Annotated in this window: 19 protein-coding genes; 2 read left to right on the top strand and 17 right to left on the bottom strand. The window is 32.9% G+C overall.

Features of this window, described 5'->3' with window-relative positions:
• Positions 1-28 precede the first annotated feature (28 nt).
• The 17 genes from BTR34_RS08495 to BTR34_RS08415 form a co-directional block, all read right to left on the bottom strand.
• Entirely contained in the window at positions 29-775 is a 747-nt protein-coding gene (locus tag BTR34_RS08495; protein WP_068480103.1) for an SDR family oxidoreductase, read from the bottom strand.
• Positions 757-1,668, bottom strand: a complete 912-nt coding sequence (locus tag BTR34_RS08490) for a Gfo/Idh/MocA family protein (RefSeq protein WP_068480100.1) — start codon at positions 1,666-1,668, stop codon at positions 757-759. The genes BTR34_RS08495 and BTR34_RS08490 overlap by 19 nt, the downstream gene beginning before the upstream one ends.
• Positions 1,665-2,381 (bottom strand): acylneuraminate cytidylyltransferase family protein, encoded by a 717-nt coding sequence (locus tag BTR34_RS08485; RefSeq protein WP_068480097.1) that lies wholly within the window; start codon positions 2,379-2,381, stop codon positions 1,665-1,667. The genes BTR34_RS08490 and BTR34_RS08485 overlap by 4 nt, the downstream gene beginning before the upstream one ends.
• On the bottom strand, positions 2,382-3,428 hold the full coding sequence (locus BTR34_RS08480) for a nucleotidyltransferase family protein (RefSeq protein ID WP_068480093.1): 1,047 nt from the start codon (positions 3,426-3,428) through the stop codon (positions 2,382-2,384).
• Positions 3,415-4,590 (bottom strand): UDP-N-acetylglucosamine 2-epimerase, encoded by a 1,176-nt coding sequence (neuC, locus tag BTR34_RS08475; RefSeq protein ID WP_068480090.1) that lies wholly within the window; start codon positions 4,588-4,590, stop codon positions 3,415-3,417. The genes BTR34_RS08480 and neuC overlap by 14 nt, the downstream gene beginning before the upstream one ends.
• Positions 4,587-5,591, bottom strand: a complete 1,005-nt coding sequence (gene neuB / locus BTR34_RS08470; RefSeq protein ID WP_068480087.1) for an N-acetylneuraminate synthase — start codon at positions 5,589-5,591, stop codon at positions 4,587-4,589. The genes neuC and neuB overlap by 4 nt, the downstream gene beginning before the upstream one ends.
• The gene (locus BTR34_RS08465) at positions 5,588-6,223 is read right to left on the bottom strand and encodes an acetyltransferase (RefSeq protein ID WP_068480084.1); all 636 of its coding nucleotides are present in this window, start codon (positions 6,221-6,223) and stop codon (positions 5,588-5,590) included. The genes neuB and BTR34_RS08465 overlap by 4 nt, the downstream gene beginning before the upstream one ends.
• A gap of 438 nt (positions 6,224-6,661) precedes the next feature.
• Entirely contained in the window at positions 6,662-7,801 is a 1,140-nt protein-coding gene (locus tag BTR34_RS08460; protein ID WP_068480081.1) for a LegC family aminotransferase, read from the bottom strand.
• Between the two features lie 6 nt (positions 7,802-7,807).
• A complete protein-coding gene (locus BTR34_RS08455) occupies positions 7,808-8,995 on the bottom strand; it encodes a UDP-N-acetylglucosamine 4,6-dehydratase (protein WP_068480079.1) in 1,188 nt (395 codons plus the stop codon).
• A gap of 19 nt (positions 8,996-9,014) precedes the next feature.
• Entirely contained in the window at positions 9,015-9,788 is a 774-nt protein-coding gene (gene rfbD / locus BTR34_RS08450; protein WP_068480076.1) for a dTDP-4-dehydrorhamnose reductase, read from the bottom strand.
• Entirely contained in the window at positions 9,785-10,330 is a 546-nt protein-coding gene (gene rfbC, locus BTR34_RS08445) for a dTDP-4-dehydrorhamnose 3,5-epimerase (protein WP_068480073.1), read from the bottom strand. The genes rfbD and rfbC overlap by 4 nt, the downstream gene beginning before the upstream one ends.
• Positions 10,330-11,187, bottom strand: coding sequence for a glucose-1-phosphate thymidylyltransferase RfbA (rfbA, locus tag BTR34_RS08440; protein ID WP_068480070.1), 858 nt, complete (start codon positions 11,185-11,187; stop codon positions 10,330-10,332). The genes rfbC and rfbA overlap by 1 nt, the downstream gene beginning before the upstream one ends.
• A 1-nt stretch (position 11,188) precedes the next feature.
• On the bottom strand, positions 11,189-12,199 hold the full coding sequence (gene rfbB / locus BTR34_RS08435) for a dTDP-glucose 4,6-dehydratase (protein ID WP_068480067.1): 1,011 nt from the start codon (positions 12,197-12,199) through the stop codon (positions 11,189-11,191).
• Between the two features lie 6 nt (positions 12,200-12,205).
• Positions 12,206-13,201: a hypothetical protein gene (locus BTR34_RS08430; RefSeq protein WP_068480064.1), complete on the bottom strand. Its 996-nt coding sequence runs from the start codon at positions 13,199-13,201 to the stop codon at positions 12,206-12,208.
• Position 13,202: 1 nt separating this feature from the next.
• Positions 13,203-14,885: a DUF6909 family protein gene (locus BTR34_RS08425; RefSeq protein WP_068480061.1), complete on the bottom strand. Its 1,683-nt coding sequence runs from the start codon at positions 14,883-14,885 to the stop codon at positions 13,203-13,205.
• 46 nt (positions 14,886-14,931) lie between these two features.
• Positions 14,932-16,437, bottom strand: a complete 1,506-nt coding sequence (locus BTR34_RS08420; protein ID WP_068480058.1) for a GH3 auxin-responsive promoter family protein — start codon at positions 16,435-16,437, stop codon at positions 14,932-14,934.
• A 7-nt stretch (positions 16,438-16,444) separates the two neighbouring features.
• A complete protein-coding gene (locus tag BTR34_RS08415; RefSeq protein WP_068481799.1) occupies positions 16,445-17,317 on the bottom strand; it encodes a M23 family metallopeptidase in 873 nt (290 codons plus the stop codon).
• A 194-nt stretch (positions 17,318-17,511) separates the two neighbouring features.
• Here BTR34_RS08415 and tatA point away from each other — a divergent pair, with 194 nt between their 5' ends.
• Both tatA and BTR34_RS08405 read left to right on the top strand, forming a co-directional pair.
• Positions 17,512-17,697, top strand: coding sequence for a twin-arginine translocase TatA/TatE family subunit (gene tatA, locus BTR34_RS08410; protein ID WP_068480055.1), 186 nt, complete (start codon positions 17,512-17,514; stop codon positions 17,695-17,697).
• Positions 17,698-18,004: 307 nt separating this feature from the next.
• A complete protein-coding gene (locus BTR34_RS08405) occupies positions 18,005-20,461 on the top strand; it encodes an OmpA family protein (protein WP_082960087.1) in 2,457 nt (818 codons plus the stop codon).
• The last annotated feature ends 162 nt before the right edge of the window (positions 20,462-20,623 follow it).

Raw genomic sequence — 20,623 nt, 5'->3', positions numbered from 1 at the left:
CTACCTCAACGAGGTGAAATGCTAAATATTATATAGCGGTCCAGCCACCATCTACCATTAGGTTATGTCCAGTAATAAATGAAGCCTCTTCTGATAATAAAAAAGTAATTACAGGAGCTATTTCTTCTGGCCGTCCTAACCTTTTCAATGGCGATTTATCTTCATACCGCTCTATAAACGAAGGATGTTGCGCATCTTTAATTCCGCCTGGCGAAACACAATTTACTCTAATATTGTATTTACCATAATAAGATGCTAAATACTTGCTAAAATTAATGATGCCCCCTTTTATTGCCGAATATGCTGCAGGAGAAGTGCCCCCATATCCTTCATAAATGGTAAAATCATTACCAACAACACCATATATTGATGCTATATTAACGATAGATCCCGAACCTTGTTCTTTCATAATTTTTAAAACACACTGACATAGGTAAAACACGCTATTCATTTGCATGTCTACATTCTTTCGCCATGACTCTAATGGTACATCTTCAAACTTATTACCCCAATCTTTAGTTCGTGGATATGCATTATTTACCAAACCATCTATTCTGCCGTACTTTGCGTATACTTGGGCAACTAATTGCTGTATAGATTCTTCAGAAGTGACATCGCACTTGTAGTCACCATTATCGATATTTGTATCGGCATTAATGTCTGCGTTTATAACAATAGCTTGGCTGTTCTTTAAATGATCTAATGTAGGCTTGCCGATTAAACCACTACCACCCGTAACAATTATTACCTTGTCTTTTAATCGTTCTGTAAGCATATTTTTAATATTTGGTAAGCTTCATTTGCTGTGTTAAATTTATTTCCTTTGGCAATTACTTCATCAATAAAAAATCGTAATTGATCTTCATAGGTATCAATTATTGTTTTTTCGGAGCTGTAAATAATTTCTTGATTTTGATAAACTGTATTTTTTAAAATATCGACTTTTAACGTTTGATCATCACAAACAATCTCAAGCGTTCTTTTCGGGTCTCTTCGAAAATAATTAAGAATTATGTTAGCGTTAAATGTTGGGTATGCTAACATATAGTTTGCATAATCATAAGCATCAATATTCAAAGAAGATTTACTTGAAAAAACCTTATTTACTTCTTGTGGCTTACCAAACAGCCAATAGGCATAATCTATTTCATGAATTAAATCGATATGCACACCTCCACCTAATTTTTTATTAGCACTGTATGTAGTTTTATAATCAATGCCAGGCCTCCAATCTGGTAAATACGATCCACAATATACATTTACCTCATTGATCCTTTTACCTTGTATATGTTTCTTTGCAAACTTTAAACAATCTAAAAATCTAAGGTTGCACGCCACATAGGTAGGTATATTATTGTTTTCAATTTTTTGTAGTACGGCTTCATTCTCTAATGAAGAAAAAAGTGGTTTTTCTATGAATAACGGTATTTTCTTAGGAATTAAACGTTCTATGGTTTCTTTATGAGCTGATGTAGGGTTAGATATAATTGCGAAATCTAATTCTATATCATTTAAGTCCTCAAAAGAAAACACATTAGTAATCCCCTCTTTAGAATCTGCATTTAAGGAAGACCGCATTGCGTAAAATTCAACCTTTGGATCAATATTCTTTAAAGCTGCAATATGTTTTGAAGCTATAGAACCAAGACCAACAATCAATACCTTCATAAGGTCATTCCTAATTTGTTGTTTGCTAAAAGATATTCCATCATATCAAAATCTAATGGCTCGTCTAAATCAAAACATATATGATCCATTACATAATATAAGCTTCTTTCTGTGATTGCTGATTTACAACCATTTTCAAAAAAGGTTCTTCGATAAAAATAAAAAGAAGCATTCATATCAAATACCTGTGGTGCTGTTTGTCTAGACCTTGTTTCACTGGGGCATACTAATTTACAATAGCCATTATCCGCGTCTTCTACAACGTTGAAGTAAGGGTTCTTATGAGGTTTGGAAACCGAGAATAGATTAATTGCCTTATCATCTGCCAAAAGCTTATTGAGACCTTCATTTAAATCGTTCTGAGTTCTTAATGGCGATGTAATATCAAGGTCCAAAAGTATATCGTATTCTTTTTGATTTTTGTTTTCTTGAAATTTTATTGCATCTTTTAAAACATCAATTTTACCAACGGTATCATTGGCCAAATAATCTGGTCTTACATAGTCAGTATCTAAACCAAATGAAGAGGCAACTTCTTTAATTTCTATGTCATCGGTAGAAAGCAAAATATCTACATTGGAGTGGGCATTAGCGAACTCTTTGGCGTGTTTAATTGAGTAGGCCAATAACGGCTTACCGTTCAGTATTTTTATATTCTTACCAGGTATTCCCTTAGAGCCACCTCTACCACACAATGTAATTAATATGTTCATCTAAAATTTTATTTGTTGTAAATCGCGCTGTGCTTTTTCAAAATCTTCATGTTTTCCAATATCTAACCAATAACCAGATAAAGGATAGGAAACTACCTTTTTTCCTTCTTCAATTAACTTTTCCATAAGGTCGGTTGCATTGAAAAAATCATCTTTTGGCAAATAATCCAGCGCCGACTTTTTTATAAGATAGATACCCCCGTTTGAGTAATAAGTATACGTAGGTTTTTCTTTAAAATTAACTACATGGCCGTTACTAGTCTCTAAAACCGCATAGGGAATATTAACCTGATAAGGTATGGTAACAACCGCTAAGTCAGCATCGGTCTTTTTAAAATCCAAGAAGAAATGTTCGTAATCCAAATTAGTTAAAAGGTCGGAATTGGTCAATAAAACATAATCATGTGTAAAATTATTGATTGTCGAAACCGCACCAATGGTACCAAGTGGTTTGTCTTCCCAAACATACCTTAGGTTAATACTTTTATTGTTACCATCCCCAAAATAATCTTCTATTTGTTCACCTAAATATTTTACAGAAATCCAAAAATCATCAATCCCATAAAGAGCAAGCCTATCTAAATTATGCTCCATAATGGGTTTATCCCCAACTTTTAATAATGGTTTTGGTGTATTCTCGGTTAGTGGCCGTAATCTTGTTCCTTTTCCCCCTGCCATTATTACAGCATCTACAGGTAAATAAGAGCGAATAAGCCTAAAATTAATAACATTTACAACAGTGTTGTCGTTATCTAAAACAGGAAGTATTCTATAATTTCCTTCGCGATATTCTATAATTTTTTCAAGATTTTTCTCTCCCTTCCTTATAAATTTGGGATTTGGTTGAATAATTTTATTGACTATACAGGATACCTCAACGCCATTTATTAACCCCCTTCTAATATCGCCATCGGTTAGTGACCCTAAAAGTTTATCGTCTTTGTCAACAACAAACAATATGGCATCTTTTGCTAAATCTTGTAATTTAATAAGCGCTTCACGTATAGTGCTCTGCGTAGGCAGTAAATGTTCTCTAAAGTTTCTCAAAACAGGTTGGTTTTAAATCGTAAAATGATTTTTTAAGACTTTGATTATCAAATTTAATTAGTTGGTTCATTATTTTATGTGTTGCATCACCATCACCAAACAACAATTCTTGATTTTTAATATCATCTAAGAATTTTTTACTTGTTGTCTTTAAAATAGCCGATGAAATTTCGGGTGCCGTTGGCTTACAATGTATAACACTTATTGGGGCTACCCGTCCTTTCTGCCGATCTCCAATGTTGATTGTTGGAATATGGAAATAGGGAACTTCTAAAATTCCACTAGAAGAATTTCCGATTACAAAGTCTACATGTTTTAATGCCGAAAGGTATCTAAGTTGCCCTAATGATGTAAAGCTTATTGCTTTTTCGGTATTATTTTCCACATAAGAATCGATCATTTCAATGATTGTCTTACCACCTTTATCCGAATTTGGTTTTGTAAATATCAAGGTTGTATTTTTCAAGTCATCTAAAGCAGATAGTAATTCATTGAATTGTACTTCGGCCGTAGAATTTTCCATGGTAACCGGATGAAAAGTAATCAATACAGATTTTTCATCAAGCGTTTTAGAAATAGATTCCTCAAACGATTTTTTATCTAACAATTGAAGGTTTTTGATACTATCTATACCTATTGCACCAACATTAAAAACAGTGTGTGGTTGTTCCCCTAATTGTATTATTCTTTTTCGATACACTTCGCAACTTGCAAAGTGTAAATGACTCATTTTAGTAATGGCATGTCTTATAAACTCATCGTACGCTCCTTCTGTAGTTTCACCGCCATGAATATGAGCTACTGGAATGTTATTTATTACTGCCGCTGTTACAGCAGCTAGTATTTCGCTTCGATCACCTAGAACTACAATCATTTCAGGATTTAATTCACTAAAAGCCTGTGCAAAGCCTATAGTAGCTTTACCCACGGCCTTAGAAATATCCAAAGCACTATCTCCATTTAAACCATCCTCAATTTTGGCATCAATGGTAAATCCGTCTTTTACTATTTGCAAATACGTATTTCCAAATTCTGGCATTAAATGCATACCGGTTACCAGAAGTTGAAGCTGTAAATTTTTAGCACCATCAATAGCCTTTATTAACGGCTTTAACAGACCGTACTCCGCCCTAGTACCAGTAATAACCGCAATTTTCCTCATATTAATTCGTCTGCTTTATAGTTTTTGGTAGCAGCCGTACCAATAATATCGTCCCATTTCATAGGCGAAATTCCTGTACCTGGTCGCTTTACAGTTATATTGCTTTCATTAAATAGCTCTCCTTTAGAAATATTCTTGTTTGCTACAATACTTTTACGGGCAATAGATTTGTTTTTTGCTTCGCTTGGACTAGGTGCTTTTACCCCATTGCCCAAGGCTTTTTCTATGTTCCTTATTGCTGTTACCATTGCCTTGAGTTCATTAGGTTCTAAAGAAGCTTTGTGATCAGGGCCATCCATAGTTTTATCTAAAGTAAAGTGTTTTTCAATAACTGTTGCGCCTAGGGCTACAGCTGCTGTAGGTACTTCAACTCCCAATGTATGGTCAGAGTAACCTATTGGCACATTAAACACTTCTTTTATAGTGTTCATCGCTGTTAAGTTTACATCATGCATAGGTGTTGGATATTCAGTGTTACAATGTAACACCGTTATTTCTTCTTTTTTTGTACCCGATGAAACGATAACATTTATGGCATCTTCAATTTCAGACATCTCAGCCATTCCCGTAGAAATAATTACTGGTTTCCCTAAACCACCTAATTTTCTTAGATAAGGTAAATTGGTTATTTCACCAGAGGGTACCTTCCATAAATCAATTTTCAGTTCATTTAAAAAATCTATACTATCCAAATCAAAAGCAGTTGACAAAAACTTAATGCTCCTTTCTTTACAATGCTGTATTAATACCAAATGGTCTTCTTTACTAAGTTCAAGTTTTTGAAGCATTTTCAGCTGTGATTTTCCTTTGTCATTCGTATTTTCTTTTTGGTAATCTGCCTTTTGAGCAGATTTACTTACCAGCTTCTTTGAATTAAAAGTTTGAAACTTAACATAATCTACCCCAGCATCCGATGCGGCATCTATAAGTTTTTTTGCTAAAGAAATATCTCCATTATGGTTTACCCCTGCTTCAGCGATGATCAGTACTTTATTTTTCATTTCTTTAAAAGTTGTTTTGCAGGATTACCAACCCAAATTCCTTTTTCTGTTATATTATTTAAGATCACGGAACCTGCGCCCACAGTTACATTATCCGCAATAATAATACCTTGTTTAATAACAGCATTAGCGCCGATAAAACAATTTTTACCGATTTTGACATTTCCAGCTAAAACCGCACCTGGCGCAATATGAGTATAATCATCAATTAAACACTCGTGTTCTACAATAGAACCGGTATTTATGATACACCCATTTCCAATAGTTGCAAGGCTATTAATGGACACGTTTGGGTTTACCAAAGTTGATTCCCCTATTACCGCAGAGTTAGATATATGTGCCGATGGGTCAATTAATACTATTTGTTCAATATTATTTTCTATAAGTAAACGGTGCAGTTTTTCTCTAATATTGTTGGCACCAATAGCAGGGAAAACATAAGCATTTTTTACTTTTTTCTTAAACTCGGTATCATTTTCAATTCCACAGTACAACAAATTAAATGGGTTTTGAATGTTTTTTAATTTATCGAAATACCCCAAAACGTTTAATTCATTAGCCCTTGCCACTTCTATAGCAACATATGCATGCCCAGAGTATCCTAAAAAAAATATGTTTTTATGTTTCGACACTGCTTGGTATATTATAAATATTATTCTTAAACAAACTTGTTTTGTGCACTTAAAAAAATTTAATTAGAGGCACTTTAGGGATGATACTAATATAGTATAGCCACCTACCTGTATTTTCCGGTTGTTTACTGCACCTATTATAAAACGACTTTAGGTAGTTTACATCCTAAATTTACTTTTTTTTACCCTTACTTTAAACGTACTATAATCCCAATATCAATAAACTACGTATTCTAGAGTTACTAACATTTTTAAGAATAATTGGTCATCAACATAATCCAATTTTAAAACCACCAAATTATTAATCTCATCAGATATATATCTCCTCTTTAATATTTTTGCATGAACTAAAAAAGTTGAAAAATAAAATTGAATTATTCATAGAAAAAAATTAGTATCTATTCGTTAAACCCAATATTACTGTTTAGAGTTTTTATATTAAAAATTTACACTACTTGGTATATTTATTACCCGTTCTTCGAGCCAAATTGAATTTTCAAGATTTCCTTTTTGAGCTTTTTTAAACATTGGCAAATCGTTCATGAGTTTCCAAATAGGTCTGGTCATAACGCCTGCATCGTTAGTAGCCTTTAAAAATTCATCTCTATCCTCTGCCTTTTCAAGTACAATTGCATTTAACCAATAATTGGCTACGGTGTTCTTTGGTTCAGTAACAAAATAAGCTGGTTTATCGCTAAAAAATTCTTTGTATTTAAGAGCTAGATCACGTTTATTCTTTAAAATTTCCGGTAGTTTTTCAAGTTGGGCACAACCTAAAGCAGCGTTAATGTTGGGCATTCTATAGTTATAACCTACTTGGTCGTGGTTAAAATCCCACTTGTGTGGAATTTTTGCTGTTGTTGTAATATGTTTTGCCTTTTTTGCCAAAGAATCGTCATTGGTCAAAATCATACCTCCCCCACCGGTTGTAATTGTTTTATTGCCATTAAAACTTAAAATTCCAAATATTCCTTTTGTTCCCGTGTGATTATTGTTCTGATAGCTACCTAACGATTCGGCCGCATCTTCAACAATTTTAATATTATACGGGTCACATACCAATTTTAATTTATCTAAATCTATGGGCATGCCAAAGGTGTGCATAGGAACAACGGCCTTTATAATTTTTTTAGTGTTTTTATTAATGCACTGACCATTAACCATTATGGTTTCTTTGGATAAAAAATGCTGGAGTTTTTCTGGTGATAATCCCATTGTATCGCGATCGACATCGACAAATACGGGATGAGCCCCAATATAACTTATAGCATTGCATGTAGCTATAAAAGTTAAAGATTGTGTTATTACCTCATCATCTTGTAAAACACCGGCCAATTGCAAAGCAATATGTAAGGCCGCCGTACCATTTACGGTAGCTACAGCGTATTTAGCACCTGTAAATGTTGCCATATTCGCTTCGAATTGGTCAACGAATTTCCCAACACTAGATACGAAAGTAGTATCTATACATTCGTTTAAATAGGCTTTTTCTTTACCGCCAAAATACGGAGCATGTAGCGGTATAAATTCATTCGAATTATAGTGCTCTCTAATGAATTGTACTGTATCCTTAACCATAATTGACTACATTTTACTATCTAGATATTTACCTGTCTCCTTATGACCAAAATTGGGAATCATATGATAAAACAATTCAACTATGGGCTCTTTAGTCCAAGTTGGTTGATTTTTAATAGCTGTTATTGTTTTTTCAAAATAATCTAGCTTTTCGTTATCTATATTTAATTCATTTTTAATAATACCTAATTTTTGAAACTGGTTCATATCTAATGTTTCCTGCTCAGTGAAAAATTCTTCGAAATCCTTTTCACCTGTGGTATCACTTCCTGAAAAGAGACACGGCCATTTACCTTTTTTTGGTAGTGTTTTAACTAATTCACGTGCTTCTTGTTCGCTCTCACATAAAAACGGCTCATAGCCTAAGGATTTTAAATATTTAACTGCAATGTCGGCAAAGGATATTAAATGAAGCCCTTCGTTAAGTTTCGGAAAAAAGATATCCCTATTCTCCCCAAAAATACAAGACATTAAACACAATTCTCCGCTTTCTTTCGGCACAACAAAATACCTTTTAATGTCATTAGGCGCAACAATTGGTTGACCTTTCTTAATACGTTGATCAAAACCATGTAACAAAGAGCCATCAGAAAAGGCGACATTAGCGAAACGTGCAGTAGAAATTGGAATATTAGCACTATTTCGCATTAGAAACATTTCCATTATTCGTTTAGATGCACCCATCATATTTACCGGGTTAGCAGCTTTATCAGTTGAAACACAGAAATATTTTTTAGTTCCTTTTTTAATAGCCTGTTTGATCGTTTTATCGGTATTGAAAATATTTACCTCTATCATTCTCATTAAGGTAAAAGGGTCTTTTTCACTTCTAACATGTTTTAATGCCGAAAGATTAAGAACATAATCATAGATTCCGTCAGCTTCAATAAATGCATCATACTCCCTTGAGCCTATATCTAATGCAAAAGTTTGAAAATCGCCATCTATATACCCGAAAGAGCTACGAATGTCACGAACCAATTCAACCATGTTGTTTTCGCTTATGTCAACAACATGCAGTTTTTTAGGGTTTCTTTTAAATATTTCTTTTGTAACTGCTTGCCCTATAGATCCCGCACCACCAATTACCAAAAATGAAGAGGAACTCACCCTTTTATGTAACTCTTTTTCGTGTTTGTTAATATCATTTTCAAATAACTCCTGGTCCCTTCCAATCAGGTTAAGTATTTCCATAAACTTGATGATTTATATACTAAATAAGTACACTATTTATTGGTCTCTTTACAAAAGTACAATAATTCCTATCTTTAACTAATTGCACTTTATCTTGTAAGTTTTGATCTTTTACTATTTTTTTAGCAAAATCGAACCATGTACTAGAATATCCGTCTGTAAAATGTTCAATGCCATAATTAATATTCTTCTCGGTGAGTTTCTTTACTATGTGCATTGCTAAATTATTCGCATTAGTTGGGCAACCTATCTGTTCATCGGTCACCCTTAAAATCTTTTCTGTTTTACTTTTTTCTATAATTGTTTTATAAAAATTTTTACCAAATTCAGAATATAACCATGAAGTTCTTATGATAAGAAAGTTTGCAAAGACTTCTTTTATGTATTGCTCTCCCAACAATTTAGACTTACCATATTCATTTACAGGGTTTGGGATGTCATGAATTGTATATGGCCCTTGTTTTTCTCCATCAAAAACATAATCTGTAGAAAGGTGAACTAAACCAGTTTGGGATTTTTTGCAGGCCAAGGCAATATTTCTAGCCCCTTCGGCATTAACTTTAAAGGCTTTTTCAGGTTCTTTCTCTGCCAGTTCAACATTAGTATATGCTGCACAATTAATACAATAATCGAATTTATCTTTTTCAAATAACGAGTTTACCAACTTCTTGTTCAATATATCTAACTCGCCTGAATTTTTAAAGTAAAACTGGCAAGTTTTAAATGTAGGGGCAATTTTTTGAAGACAACTTCCTAATTGACCACTAGCACCAGTAACTAAAATCTTTATCATTTAATGACTGATTTTAGACTGGGCAACAACAAATCCTTTTTTGATATTATTAAATCGTTTATTGGATAATCCCATTCAATTTCTAAGTCGGAATCATTAAAAATGATACCCGCCTCCATTTGTGGGTTATAGTAATTATCGCATTTGTAGTTAAATACCGTATTGTCTGTTAAAGCTAAAAACCCATGGGCCATACCTTTCGGTATAAAAAGACTGTTGTGATTTTTGTCCGATAATATAAATTTTAAATGCTGTTTAAATGTTTCGCTTTTGGGCCTTAAGTCAACCACAACATCTAGTACTTCCCCTTGCTGGACAGTTACTAATTTAGCCTGGGCAGCTGTATTCTTTTGAAAATGTAACCCTCTTAAAACGCCTTTTTTAGAAATGGACGTATTTTCTTGAACAAATTCTATAGCAAATCCCAATGCAGACTCCAGTTGATTCTTTTTAAATGTCTCAAAAAACAGTCCTCTTGAATCATCAAAAAAACTAGGTTCAATTAATAAACAGTCCTTAAATTTTGTTTTAATTATGTTCATTAAATTAAATTCATTAAATATTCACCATAGCCACTCTTTAATAAGGGTGCTGCTAATTTCTTTAATTGTATTTCATTAATAAAACCTTGTTTATAGGCTACCTCTTCAATACAACCTATTTTAAGTCCTTGTCTTTCTTCTATAACTTGAACAAATTGAGAAGCTTGCATGAGCGAACTGAATGTACCTGTGTCTAACCAAGCAATTCCCTTATCTAAAACAGTAACTTGAAGTTTTCCTTTATTTAAGTATGCCTTATTTACATCTGTAATTTCTAACTCCCCTCTTTCACTCGGCCGTATACCCTGTGCAATTTTTATAACTTCGTTGTCATAAAAATATATTCCAGGAACTGCAAAATTTGATTTTGGATGATCGGGTTTTTCAACTATTGAAATAGCTTTACCACTTTCATCGAACTCAACCACGCCATATCTCTTTGGGTTATTTACATGGTATCCATAAATTATGCCCCCCTTTGGGTCACGATTATTCTTTAACAAGGTTTCAAGCCCACTACCATAAAAAATATTATCCCCAAGAATTAATGCAACTTTACTATCAGCTACGAATTCCCTACCGATAATAAATGCTTCCGCTAATCCTTTTGGCTCATTTTGCACAGCATAATTAAACTTACATCCAAGTTGACTACCATCTAACAATAGCTTTTTAAATAAATCTAAATCATCTTCGGTAGTAATGATCAATATTTCTCTTATCCCTGCCAACATTAAAGTAGATAAGGGATAGTAAATCATTGGTTTGTCATAAATTGGCATTAACTGCTTACTCAAAGCTTTAGTTAATGGCCATAAACGTGATCCTGTTCCACCTGCGAGAATTATTCCCTTCATATTATATATTATGATATTTATTTAAATACCAGTCAATAGTTTTATCTAAACCGATGTCAAATTTTTCCAATGCAGTCCAATTTAAATTCTTTGAAGCTTTAGTTGCATCAACAGCATACCTATAATCATGGCCAAGACGATCTTTTACAAATTTGATTTGCGAATTATAACTTCCATTTTCTTTAGGTATCTTTATATCTAATATATTACATATTTTATGTGCAATAGATAAGTTGTCGATTTCATTGTTACCGCCCAAAAGGTATGTTTCACCAGATTTCCCCCTATGATAAATTGTGTCTATTCCTTTACAATGGTCAATAACATATAACCAATCCCTCACATTTTTACCATTGCCATAAATGGGTATTTCCTTTCCTCCAAGCGCTGTTCTAATTACAGTGGGTATTAATTTTTCATCATGTTGTTTTGGTCCGTAATTATTAGAGCAGTTACTCGTAACTACATTCATCCCATAAGTATGATGATAACTTCTAACCAAAAAGTCCGCCGAAGCTTTTGATGCACTATAGGGACTGTTTGGTTGATAGTTAGAATCCTCTTTAAAAAAACCATTATCACCCAAAGACCCAAATACTTCGTCTGTAGATATTTGATGAAATCTATTGTTAGTTCCTTTCCAAAAGTGTCTCGCAACTTCTAGAAGGTTAAAGGTGCCTTCTATATTAGTTTTTATAAACTTATGAGGTGAATTTATAGAATTATCTACATGAGATTCCGCTGCAAAATTAATTACACCGGTTATATTAAAATCTTCGAATACACTTTTAATCAAGTCAAAATCACATATATCACCTTTAATGAATGCATATCTTTTGTTTGACTGAACTTCCTTTAAATTATCTAAACTACCTGCATAGGTAAGCTTATCAATATTTAAAACATTAATAGCTGGATTTTTGGCTAAAAAAAAAGGTATAAAGTTACTTCCTATAAAACCCGCACCACCTGTAATTACAATCGTTTTATTTTCTTTTGGAAGTTCAAGCATAATTGTTTAGGATATAGACATAGACCTTCTATTCAAGTATTTCAATATTGAAATTGCAAAAAATAATAAGATTAATAACAGCGGTATTAAAACAATATTTTTACCAAAGAAAGACTTTTGTACTACTTGCGGTTGTCCTAAATTTACGACGCTTAAGGTTTCCTTATTTTCAATCAATTCTAATTTCTTTGCTTCTATATCTCTAATTAAACCCGTTTTATATTGAAATATATCGGCAATATTAACCTGTTCTTGATTATCTAAAATTATTCTTTCGTTAGTTACTTCGCTATTTTTAGATGCCAAGTTATTGGTGTAATTAGATATGATCTCGTCTACTTGTTTTAATAGTGCTTGATTTTCCTCTATTCTGTAGGTCGCATTGTTTCGGTAAACCTCTAAAAGCACATTAAAGTAATTGTTAGTGTTTATATATTCTAAAATCTTTTCTGTAAAAACTTTACCAAATTCGGCATTCTTATAATAAATAGTAATTCGATGGTTAAAAGAGCTTTTATTCTGTAATTCCGCCCGGACGATATCAGCAATTGCATCGGTATTCTCAAAACTTTGCAGTAGTTCTAAATACTTGATATCGTTTTCTGACCCACCTTCTTGTAAAACTCTATTAATTTCAATATCCAAACCATTAAAATCTATCTTTTCAATACCTATTCCTTTAAAAAATAGTGTATCCTTTGCCTTCAAATTAGCTTTAATTTCACCAATTACGTCATATAGGTAATTCTTACTTTCTAATTGTGGTTTTACTATAATTTCAGATTTTAACTTTTTTGATATAATTCGGTTCAATGCAATACCGATTGCAAGCCCAACTACTACAAGGCCCATTAAAATAAAAATATTCTTTTTGACATATAAGAATACTTTTAAAATGAAATTAAAAACTGCATTAAAGCCTCTTCCAATTAACTGAAATAATTTTCCCAAATCAATTTCATCAGAATTATTTTGAGTAGACGGTGTAGAATTATTTGCCATTTTATGAATTAAATATTTGCTTTAAGATTTTATCGGTAATTAAATATGTAGGTTTAACACCGGTTGTACCTAACCCACCTGATGCCAATGTACTTCCGGTTTCTAAAGGATTATCGGAAGCATAATAGGCATAACGTACTTTTACGTCTTCGCTTATGCTCTTTCGTATTTTTGAAGCCGATTGTATTGCTTTTTGATAATGAACTCCCTCCATTTCTAATCCAATAACGTTCCACGTAGATTTATGAAAAAACTTTAGAATGTCTTTATTCTGTAGCGAGGTTCCCAAAACGGTTACCATTGTTCCCTCAAAAACCTTAAGACCATACCCTTCAAAATCTTTAGCGCATAACTCGTTTTTAAAAGGGTAGTTATCTGCTGTTCCTTCAAAAATATGAGCTGAAGGTATCATTAAATCTCCTTTTCCACCTTCTAAAATCCCCGCTTTTCCCATAATGGAAACCGAATCTACATTGATCAATGCTCCTTCTTTCTTTTTTGTGCTATACGGTTTTAAAAGCTCATCTATAGTTTCATATGCCTGTTCTCCAAAAGCATAATCCATAACAAATATAACGGGTTTTTTATCAATTTTATCTTCATAAAAATTATATGAACAACAATTGGTTTTAATTTTTGCCGTGTCAAAAATTTGAACGTCGATATTGGTGCCAGAAGTGTCATCTATAGAAATCATCCCGTTTATTTCTGCAAACTCACTTACCTTTTTCCTTAAATGGGCATTACCAGTACTGCTTAAAGCTTCGAATATTTCCAATGAATCTGTATTTGGAAATTCTTCTTTTAAAGCTTCCTTTGCAAATAGCGAGTTCATAACACTGTGCATATTTGCTGAAATAATATGAATTGGCCTATGTAATAAATTGTTCTGGGATAGGATGTTTTTTATGTCATTAGACCAACGCTCACCATGAATATGATGCCCTAAACGTTCCCGAAGTAACGCGCTAAAAGTTATTGCTCTTTTTTCACCTGTTATTTCTTCTTCTAGTGCTAATTTACCAAGCCAATAAATAATATTTAAAAACCGTTCTGGATTATCTTTGACACTAAATTTCTTGTACACTTCTACTATTTCTTCGAAGGACCTACCTAATATGTTAGCTGTATGTATTAAAGCTATTTCTCTTTCCGCTTGGGTCAATTCGCTTTTGCTTACCGCTTCTTCAAGTTTGGACCAATCCCGAATTGTTTTTTCAGTTTCTGGTATTAAGACCCGATTACAAATCTTTTCCGACTCAATAAACAAAAATGTCAAGTGTGTTAAAATATCGTAAATATCCGAACGCCCTCGAGTAATTTCAATATTCATTTGTTCGTCATCAATACGATAACAATTTCTTCTTCTTTTTGGCGGTATTATCGGGTTTATGTGTGAAATACCGTAGCCTTCATCTGACGTTAAATTAATAAATGTGCATTGTTCTATACCCTCGGGCAAACGCTCTAGCACATAAATTAAACCATTTAACTCTGCCTTTTCTTCGCCAACGGAACCATAGATTTCTGGTCTTAATTGTAAAAGTGCATTCTTTAATGCTTCTCCAGATACCCCGTTTGGCTTATAAAACCCTCTATTAAAAAGATGACGCATAGTAATATACATGCGTTCAATAGCATTGGTAGATTCTTGAGCCCTGGTAGTAGTAATTGCTTTTCCCATGAAAGATTTCAAACAAAATTACAATTTATAATCTGTTAATTAAAAGCTAGATGTTAGTCTTGCTATATTTAGATAAACTATCAGCTACTTTACGGTCGTTGGATAGACGTTGAACTTTATTTTGTCCGCCAAGTTTACCTATTGATTTCATGTAAGCTAAAAAACCTCCTTTTTGAACCGGAGTTATCTTTAGTGTTTGTAAAACCTTGCCAACAATAAGGTCATAGTAATAACTATTTTGTTTTTGTAAGGCGGCATCTAACTGTTGTACAAAAAGACCCATGTCAGTTGGTTGTTTTTCAAACTCTACAAACCACTCATGATATGGGAGTTCATTATTTTCTGGCGTTATCTGTGGCGCAACAGTAAATTCACTAACACTGGCATCTGTTAAATTAGTGGCGATCTGCATTGCTTCTTCAACTTCCTTTGCAATAACATGTTCCCCAAATGCAGATATAAAGTGTTTTATTCTGCCAGAAACTACTATTTTAAAAGGATGCACAGAAACAAACCGAACGGTATCTCCTAAATTATATGCCCATAGTCCAGCGTTGGTAGATATAATCATAACATAATCCACACCTATCTCTACATCTTTAATGGTTATACGATTTCGGTTTTCCTGGAAAAATTCATCTGATCTTACGAACTCATAGAATATACCTGCATCTAAAAGTAAAAGCATGCCATTCTCCTTTTGGGAATCTTGATATGCAAAAAAACCTTCGCTTGCCGGAAAAAGCTCAATACTTGAAACCTTTCTGCCAATTAAATTTTCAAATTTCTTTCTATATGGTTCGTAATTAACTCCACCATAAATAAAGAGTTCAAAATTCTTAAACAAATCACCAATATTCTGATTGGTATTTTCCTTTAATTTTTCGAAATACATTTGCACCCATGAAGGTATACCTGCAATAACAGTCATGTCTTCGTTCTTAGTTTCCTCTACAATTGCCCTCACTTTGGTTTCCCAATCTTCAATACAATTAGTCTCCCAACTTGGCATTCTATTTTTCTGAAGATAATTAGGGACGTAATGCGCTGAAATCCCAGAAAGCCTCCCTAATTTAATCCCATTTTTCTCTTCCAAAATAGGACTACCTTGTAAAAAAATCATTTTACCGGTTACAAAATTAGCATTACCTGTTTCGTGTATGTAACTAAGGATTGCATTTCTAGATGCTTTCACCTGTTCTTTTATGGACACATCGGTAATAGGTATATACTTAGCGCCAGAAGTCGTTCCCGAGGTTTTGGCAAAATATACAGGCTTGCCTGGCCAAAGAATATCACTTTCACCGGCTACTACCAAACTCACATATTCTTTAAGTTCTTCATAGTCCCTAATAGGAACTTTATCAACAAAATTGGCATGTGACTTAATTTCATTAAACCCATGATCCTTGCCAAACTGGGTAAGGCTAGCCTTTTGTATAAGAGCGGTAAAAACTCTTTCCTGAGTTTCAATTGGATCATTAACCCATTTACTAGTTCTTTTAGCAACACGGTTTGCAAATATTTTGGCAGCTATAGTCTTTAGGGACATCTGAGTTCTAATTAAAATCTATATAATTTGTAGGATCAATAGGCGTTCCATTATCCCAAATTTCAAAATGCAAATGAGGCCCAGTGGTTAGCTCTCCTGTGTTTCCTACGGAGGCAATCACCTCTCCTCCTCTAACCATAGTTCCTTGAAATTTCGATAATGAACCATTGTGCTTATATACACTTAGCAATCCGCCTTCATGTTCAATAATTATAACATAACCAGTATCTGCTGTCCATTCAGAAAAAATTACAGTACCATTTGCCACGGCCTTTACAGGACTATCTGTTGGAGCTGTTATATCAACAGCATAATGTTTCTCGTTGGGATTAAATTCCATGGATATAGCACCAGAAACCGGAGTAAACAATACAAGGTTCTTTTTGTCAATTGTTCTTTCAAACAAATTGTATTTATCTTCGAGTGCCACTTCTGCCCGTAATAAGGAATCTTCCTTTATAGGGTTTAAATCCACGGATGATGGATCTAATTTATATTGTTGAAAAAGGGAGTCTCTATTTACTACTGTATTCTCAATATCTCCTTTTAATACCATTCTAATATTCTCTAAATACTTATTGGTATAATTTAAGGTTCGTACAAGGGAGTCTGTTTTATACGTAAGCTCCGTAGCTTCTTTTTTAAGTTTAGTAGATGAATAACCGGGTATATACTCCCGCAAAGGGGTAAACGCAATTAATAACGTAGTTAAGCCAATAAGCGTAATCATAAAAAGGGTTCCTGTTACAAAAACATTAAGCCTACTTAGTTTAAAAGATATTTTTTCTTCAAAAGTATTTTCATTTAAAATTACCAAACGATACTTATGAAGTAACTTCCGTTTTATCTCTTTTCTTTTTTTGACTTTCTTTTTGGCCATCTTAACAAAGATATGTTTAGAATTTAATTTTAACTCGTTTACCATGGGAAAATTAAGACAACTATCTTATCGCCATAAAACTAGAACCCTAATTTAAAGTTAAAACATGAAATATTACAATAGTGGCTAAGATTCTTAAGTTTTCTAAAGTAGTTTTTAGTATCTTTGATTTCTATTTTTAAAATTAAAGTATCATGACAATCTTATCTACATTCTTGGCTATAGGTGCTCCACAAATAATATTGGTGGTAGTGGTTGTTCTACTATTATTCGGAGGAAAAAAAATTCCTGAGTTAATGAGAGGTTTAGGCAGTGGAATTAAAGAGTTTAAAGACGCCTCTAAGGAGGATGAAAAATTAGAAGAAAAGAAAAAAGAGTAATAATAAAAATACCCTTTTTACATAAATTTATAAAACCCTGTAATTCAGGGTTTTTTTGTCTTTCCCTTAGATAAAAAAGAATAGTTGCAGTACTTATTCCTTTTCCTGTAAACGCTTAAGTAGCTTTATTTCGGTTTTTTTAGTCATATTATCCAGTACAAGGCTACTGAATACAATACATTCACGACAAAAAATACTTCTTTCACAACAAATACTATTCTAAAAAAGGCTATAGATCTACATTCGTTAGGTATAAGAATTTAATAATACAAGTTTAGCAAAATATGTTAGACTTAGAAATGGATCTATGAGAGTCTTACTATCTTTATTTTATCTACTATTTATCCAATTTGGTTATGCACAAGGTTTCCAAGCAGACCTTGCTGTTCATACATCTGGTGATACTGAAGTAAACGCATTATTGGAAATTGAAGAAGCTGATTCAAAAGAATTTGAAAAGGCCGCCAAAACATATAATATTACCCAAAAAACCTTTACGAAAACTAATGATATAAACCCGGGCTATTATGTAGTGGTCGGTATATTCAGTAAAAGTCAAAATCTAAAGTCACAAGTTAGAAAATTTAAAAGAAGGGGTTTTAACTCTGGATATTTTAAAAATTCCGATAACGATTTATATTACCTCTACCTTAATCATTATGATTCATGGAAAATAGCATTAGAAGATTGTAACACCCAATTCGACAATAGATACAATGAAGAATTCTGGGTTCTTAAAATTGCAGGTAACGAACACATTCCAGAATTAATTTCTTTAGAAGAAGTCACCTACGAAGATTTAGAAAACTCAAAAGAAACCGCCTTTATTTCTACTAATGTCGATTCTTCAAAATCAACTACGAAAGAATCAAAAAACAAACTTATTAAAAGAGCAGACGAATACTTTAATAAAATGTGGTATGCTGAAGCTGCAAAACTATACGAAATTGCCTTAAGTGGAAATAGTGAGGTTTATAATTATGATGTTATAAAAAAGGCAGGTGATGCTCATTACTTTAATACCAATATGGAACAAGCATATAAATGGTATACTATATTATATGAGCAGTACGAATCTGAAATGAGTTCAGATTATTTGTTTAAATATGCTCACTCTCTTAAAGGAACCGATAATTATAAAAGGTCTAAACGGTTATTTAAATTATATAATCGAAAATTAGTAGGTGAAAAACAAGTAATAAACAACGAACAAAGCGATATAATCTTAGACGGGCTTTTAAGAATGAAGGATAGGTTTGATGTTAAGAATTTAAACATCAACTCAAAATATTCCGATTTTTCACCAATGTATTATAATCAAGGTGAAATGGTATATGCTTCTTCAAAAGACTCATCAATTTATAATACCAGGCGGTATAAATGGAACAATCAACCTTACCTAGATTTATATGTGGCGAAAATAAATGAAGAGTCCCAAGACCTTAAAAACGCTATTAAGTTTTCTAAAGAGATAAATACAAAATACCACGAAGCATCAGTTACATTTTCTCCAGATAACGAAACAATGTATTTTACTAGAAACAATTACGGAAAAAAATTAAAACGTGATAAAAACGGTATTAATCATCTTAAAATATATCGTTCCAAAAAGATAAATGGAGAATGGTTAGAAGCTGAGGAGGTTTCCTTTAACAGTGACGAATATTCCACAGGACACCCTGCATTAAGTACAGATGGTAAACAACTTTATTTTGTATCCGATATGCCAGGCACCATTGGTGAGACCGATATTTTCGTAGTTGATGTTCTAGAAGATGGATCTTTTTCTACACCCAGAAACCTAGGTCCAGAAATTAACACGGAGCAAAAGGAAATGTTTCCATTTATAAACAATAAAAAACTATATTTTTCATCTAATGGGCATGTAGGATTGGGCGGATTAGATGTATTTGAAGTCGCTTTCGATAATGAAGAAGGTTTTTTAGAAGTTCGTAATGTTGGTAAACCGATAAACAGTAAAAAAGATGACTTCTCTTTTATAGTTGATGAGGATACACAAAAAGGGTACTTTGCTTCTAATCGTGCCGGTGGAAAAGGAGATGATGATATTTATTCCTTTAAAACATTACAACTTGAAGAAATCCCAACAAACACCAATGCTATTTCTGGAATAGTAACCGAGTTGGTTGGTGGAGAAATTATGCCTAAAGCTTTGGTACAATTATTAGATGAAAACAACATTAAACTAAAAGAAATGGAAACTGATGAAAACGGAAGTTTCATCTTTGAAGATTTAGATTCTGATACCAGATATATTTTAAAAACAACTAAAGGCACCTATTTTGATGACACACGAGATGCGGCCACTAAAAACAATGAAAAAGTTAACGTAGATGTGTCCATGAGGAAATTGACAGATATGATCGCCGTTGAAAACGGAATTAAGAAATTGAAGACTGAAATGATTCATTTCAATTTCGATAAATCATTTATACGTAAAGATGCTGCTTTAGAATTAGATAAGCTGGTCGCCGTAATGAAAGATTCCCCAAGCATTGTTATTAAAATTGAGTCGCACACCGATTCTCGAGGAGATGCCATTTATAACAAATACTTATCGGACAAAAGAGCAAAATCGACGCGAGAGTATATAATTTCGCAAGGCATAGACCCAAAAAGAATAGAAAGTGCCGTAGGATATGGCGAAGAACAATTACTAAATCAATGTGATGGCTCTATTCGCTGTACAGAAGAAGATCACTACTTTAATCGTAGGTCCGAATTTATAATTGTCGACATGTAAATAAAAAATTTATAATTAAAAACCCGCTAAAAGCGGGTTTTTAATTATAATATATATCCTGGTAATCAATAATTTACTTCATAGCTCTGTATTTCGATACGCCTTTCTCTTTTTATAGTTAAATCCAATATTTTAGAGTAGGCAAACTTCCTTTCCTCTATA

Source organism: Maribacter hydrothermalis, assembly GCF_001913155.1.
Lineage (GTDB): Bacteria > Bacteroidota > Bacteroidia > Flavobacteriales > Flavobacteriaceae > Maribacter > Maribacter hydrothermalis.
Note: the sequence above shows the minus strand (reverse complement) of the source record. Positions and strands in the feature narration are given on the sequence as shown.

Bases quoted from the DNA above. Each gene is read 5' to 3' on its own strand.
- BTR34_RS08495 (WP_068480103.1), bottom strand. From the start codon at position 775: ATGCTTACAGAACGATTAAAAGACAAGGTAATAATTGTTACGGGTGGT.
- BTR34_RS08490 (WP_068480100.1), bottom strand. From the start codon at position 1,668: ATGAAGGTATTGATTGTTGGTCTTGGTTCTATAGCTTCAAAACATATT.
- BTR34_RS08485 (WP_068480097.1), bottom strand. From the start codon at position 2,381: ATGAACATATTAATTACATTGTGTGGTAGAGGTGGCTCTAAGGGAATA.
- neuC (WP_068480090.1), bottom strand. From the start codon at position 4,590: ATGAGGAAAATTGCGGTTATTACTGGTACTAGGGCGGAGTACGGTCTG.
- neuB (WP_068480087.1), bottom strand. From the start codon at position 5,591: ATGAAAAATAAAGTACTGATCATCGCTGAAGCAGGGGTAAACCATAAT.
- BTR34_RS08460 (WP_068480081.1), bottom strand. From the start codon at position 7,801: ATGGTTAAGGATACAGTACAATTCATTAGAGAGCACTATAATTCGAAT.
- BTR34_RS08455 (WP_068480079.1), bottom strand. From the start codon at position 8,995: ATGGAAATACTTAACCTGATTGGAAGGGACCAGGAGTTATTTGAAAAT.
- rfbD (WP_068480076.1), bottom strand. From the start codon at position 9,788: ATGATAAAGATTTTAGTTACTGGTGCTAGTGGTCAATTAGGAAGTTGT.
- rfbC (WP_068480073.1), bottom strand. From the start codon at position 10,330: ATGAACATAATTAAAACAAAATTTAAGGACTGTTTATTAATTGAACCT.
- rfbA (WP_068480070.1), bottom strand. From the start codon at position 11,187: ATGAAGGGAATAATTCTCGCAGGTGGAACAGGATCACGTTTATGGCCA.
- rfbB (WP_068480067.1), bottom strand. From the start codon at position 12,199: ATGCTTGAACTTCCAAAAGAAAATAAAACGATTGTAATTACAGGTGGT.
- BTR34_RS08430 (WP_068480064.1), bottom strand. From the start codon at position 13,201: ATGGCAAATAATTCTACACCGTCTACTCAAAATAATTCTGATGAAATT.
- BTR34_RS08425 (WP_068480061.1), bottom strand. From the start codon at position 14,885: ATGGGAAAAGCAATTACTACTACCAGGGCTCAAGAATCTACCAATGCT.
- BTR34_RS08420 (WP_068480058.1), bottom strand. From the start codon at position 16,437: ATGTCCCTAAAGACTATAGCTGCCAAAATATTTGCAAACCGTGTTGCT.
- BTR34_RS08415 (WP_068481799.1), bottom strand. From the start codon at position 17,317: ATGGCCAAAAAGAAAGTCAAAAAAAGAAAAGAGATAAAACGGAAGTTA.
- tatA (WP_068480055.1), top strand. From the start codon at position 17,512: ATGACAATCTTATCTACATTCTTGGCTATAGGTGCTCCACAAATAATA.
- BTR34_RS08405 (WP_082960087.1), top strand. From the start codon at position 18,005: ATGAGAGTCTTACTATCTTTATTTTATCTACTATTTATCCAATTTGGT.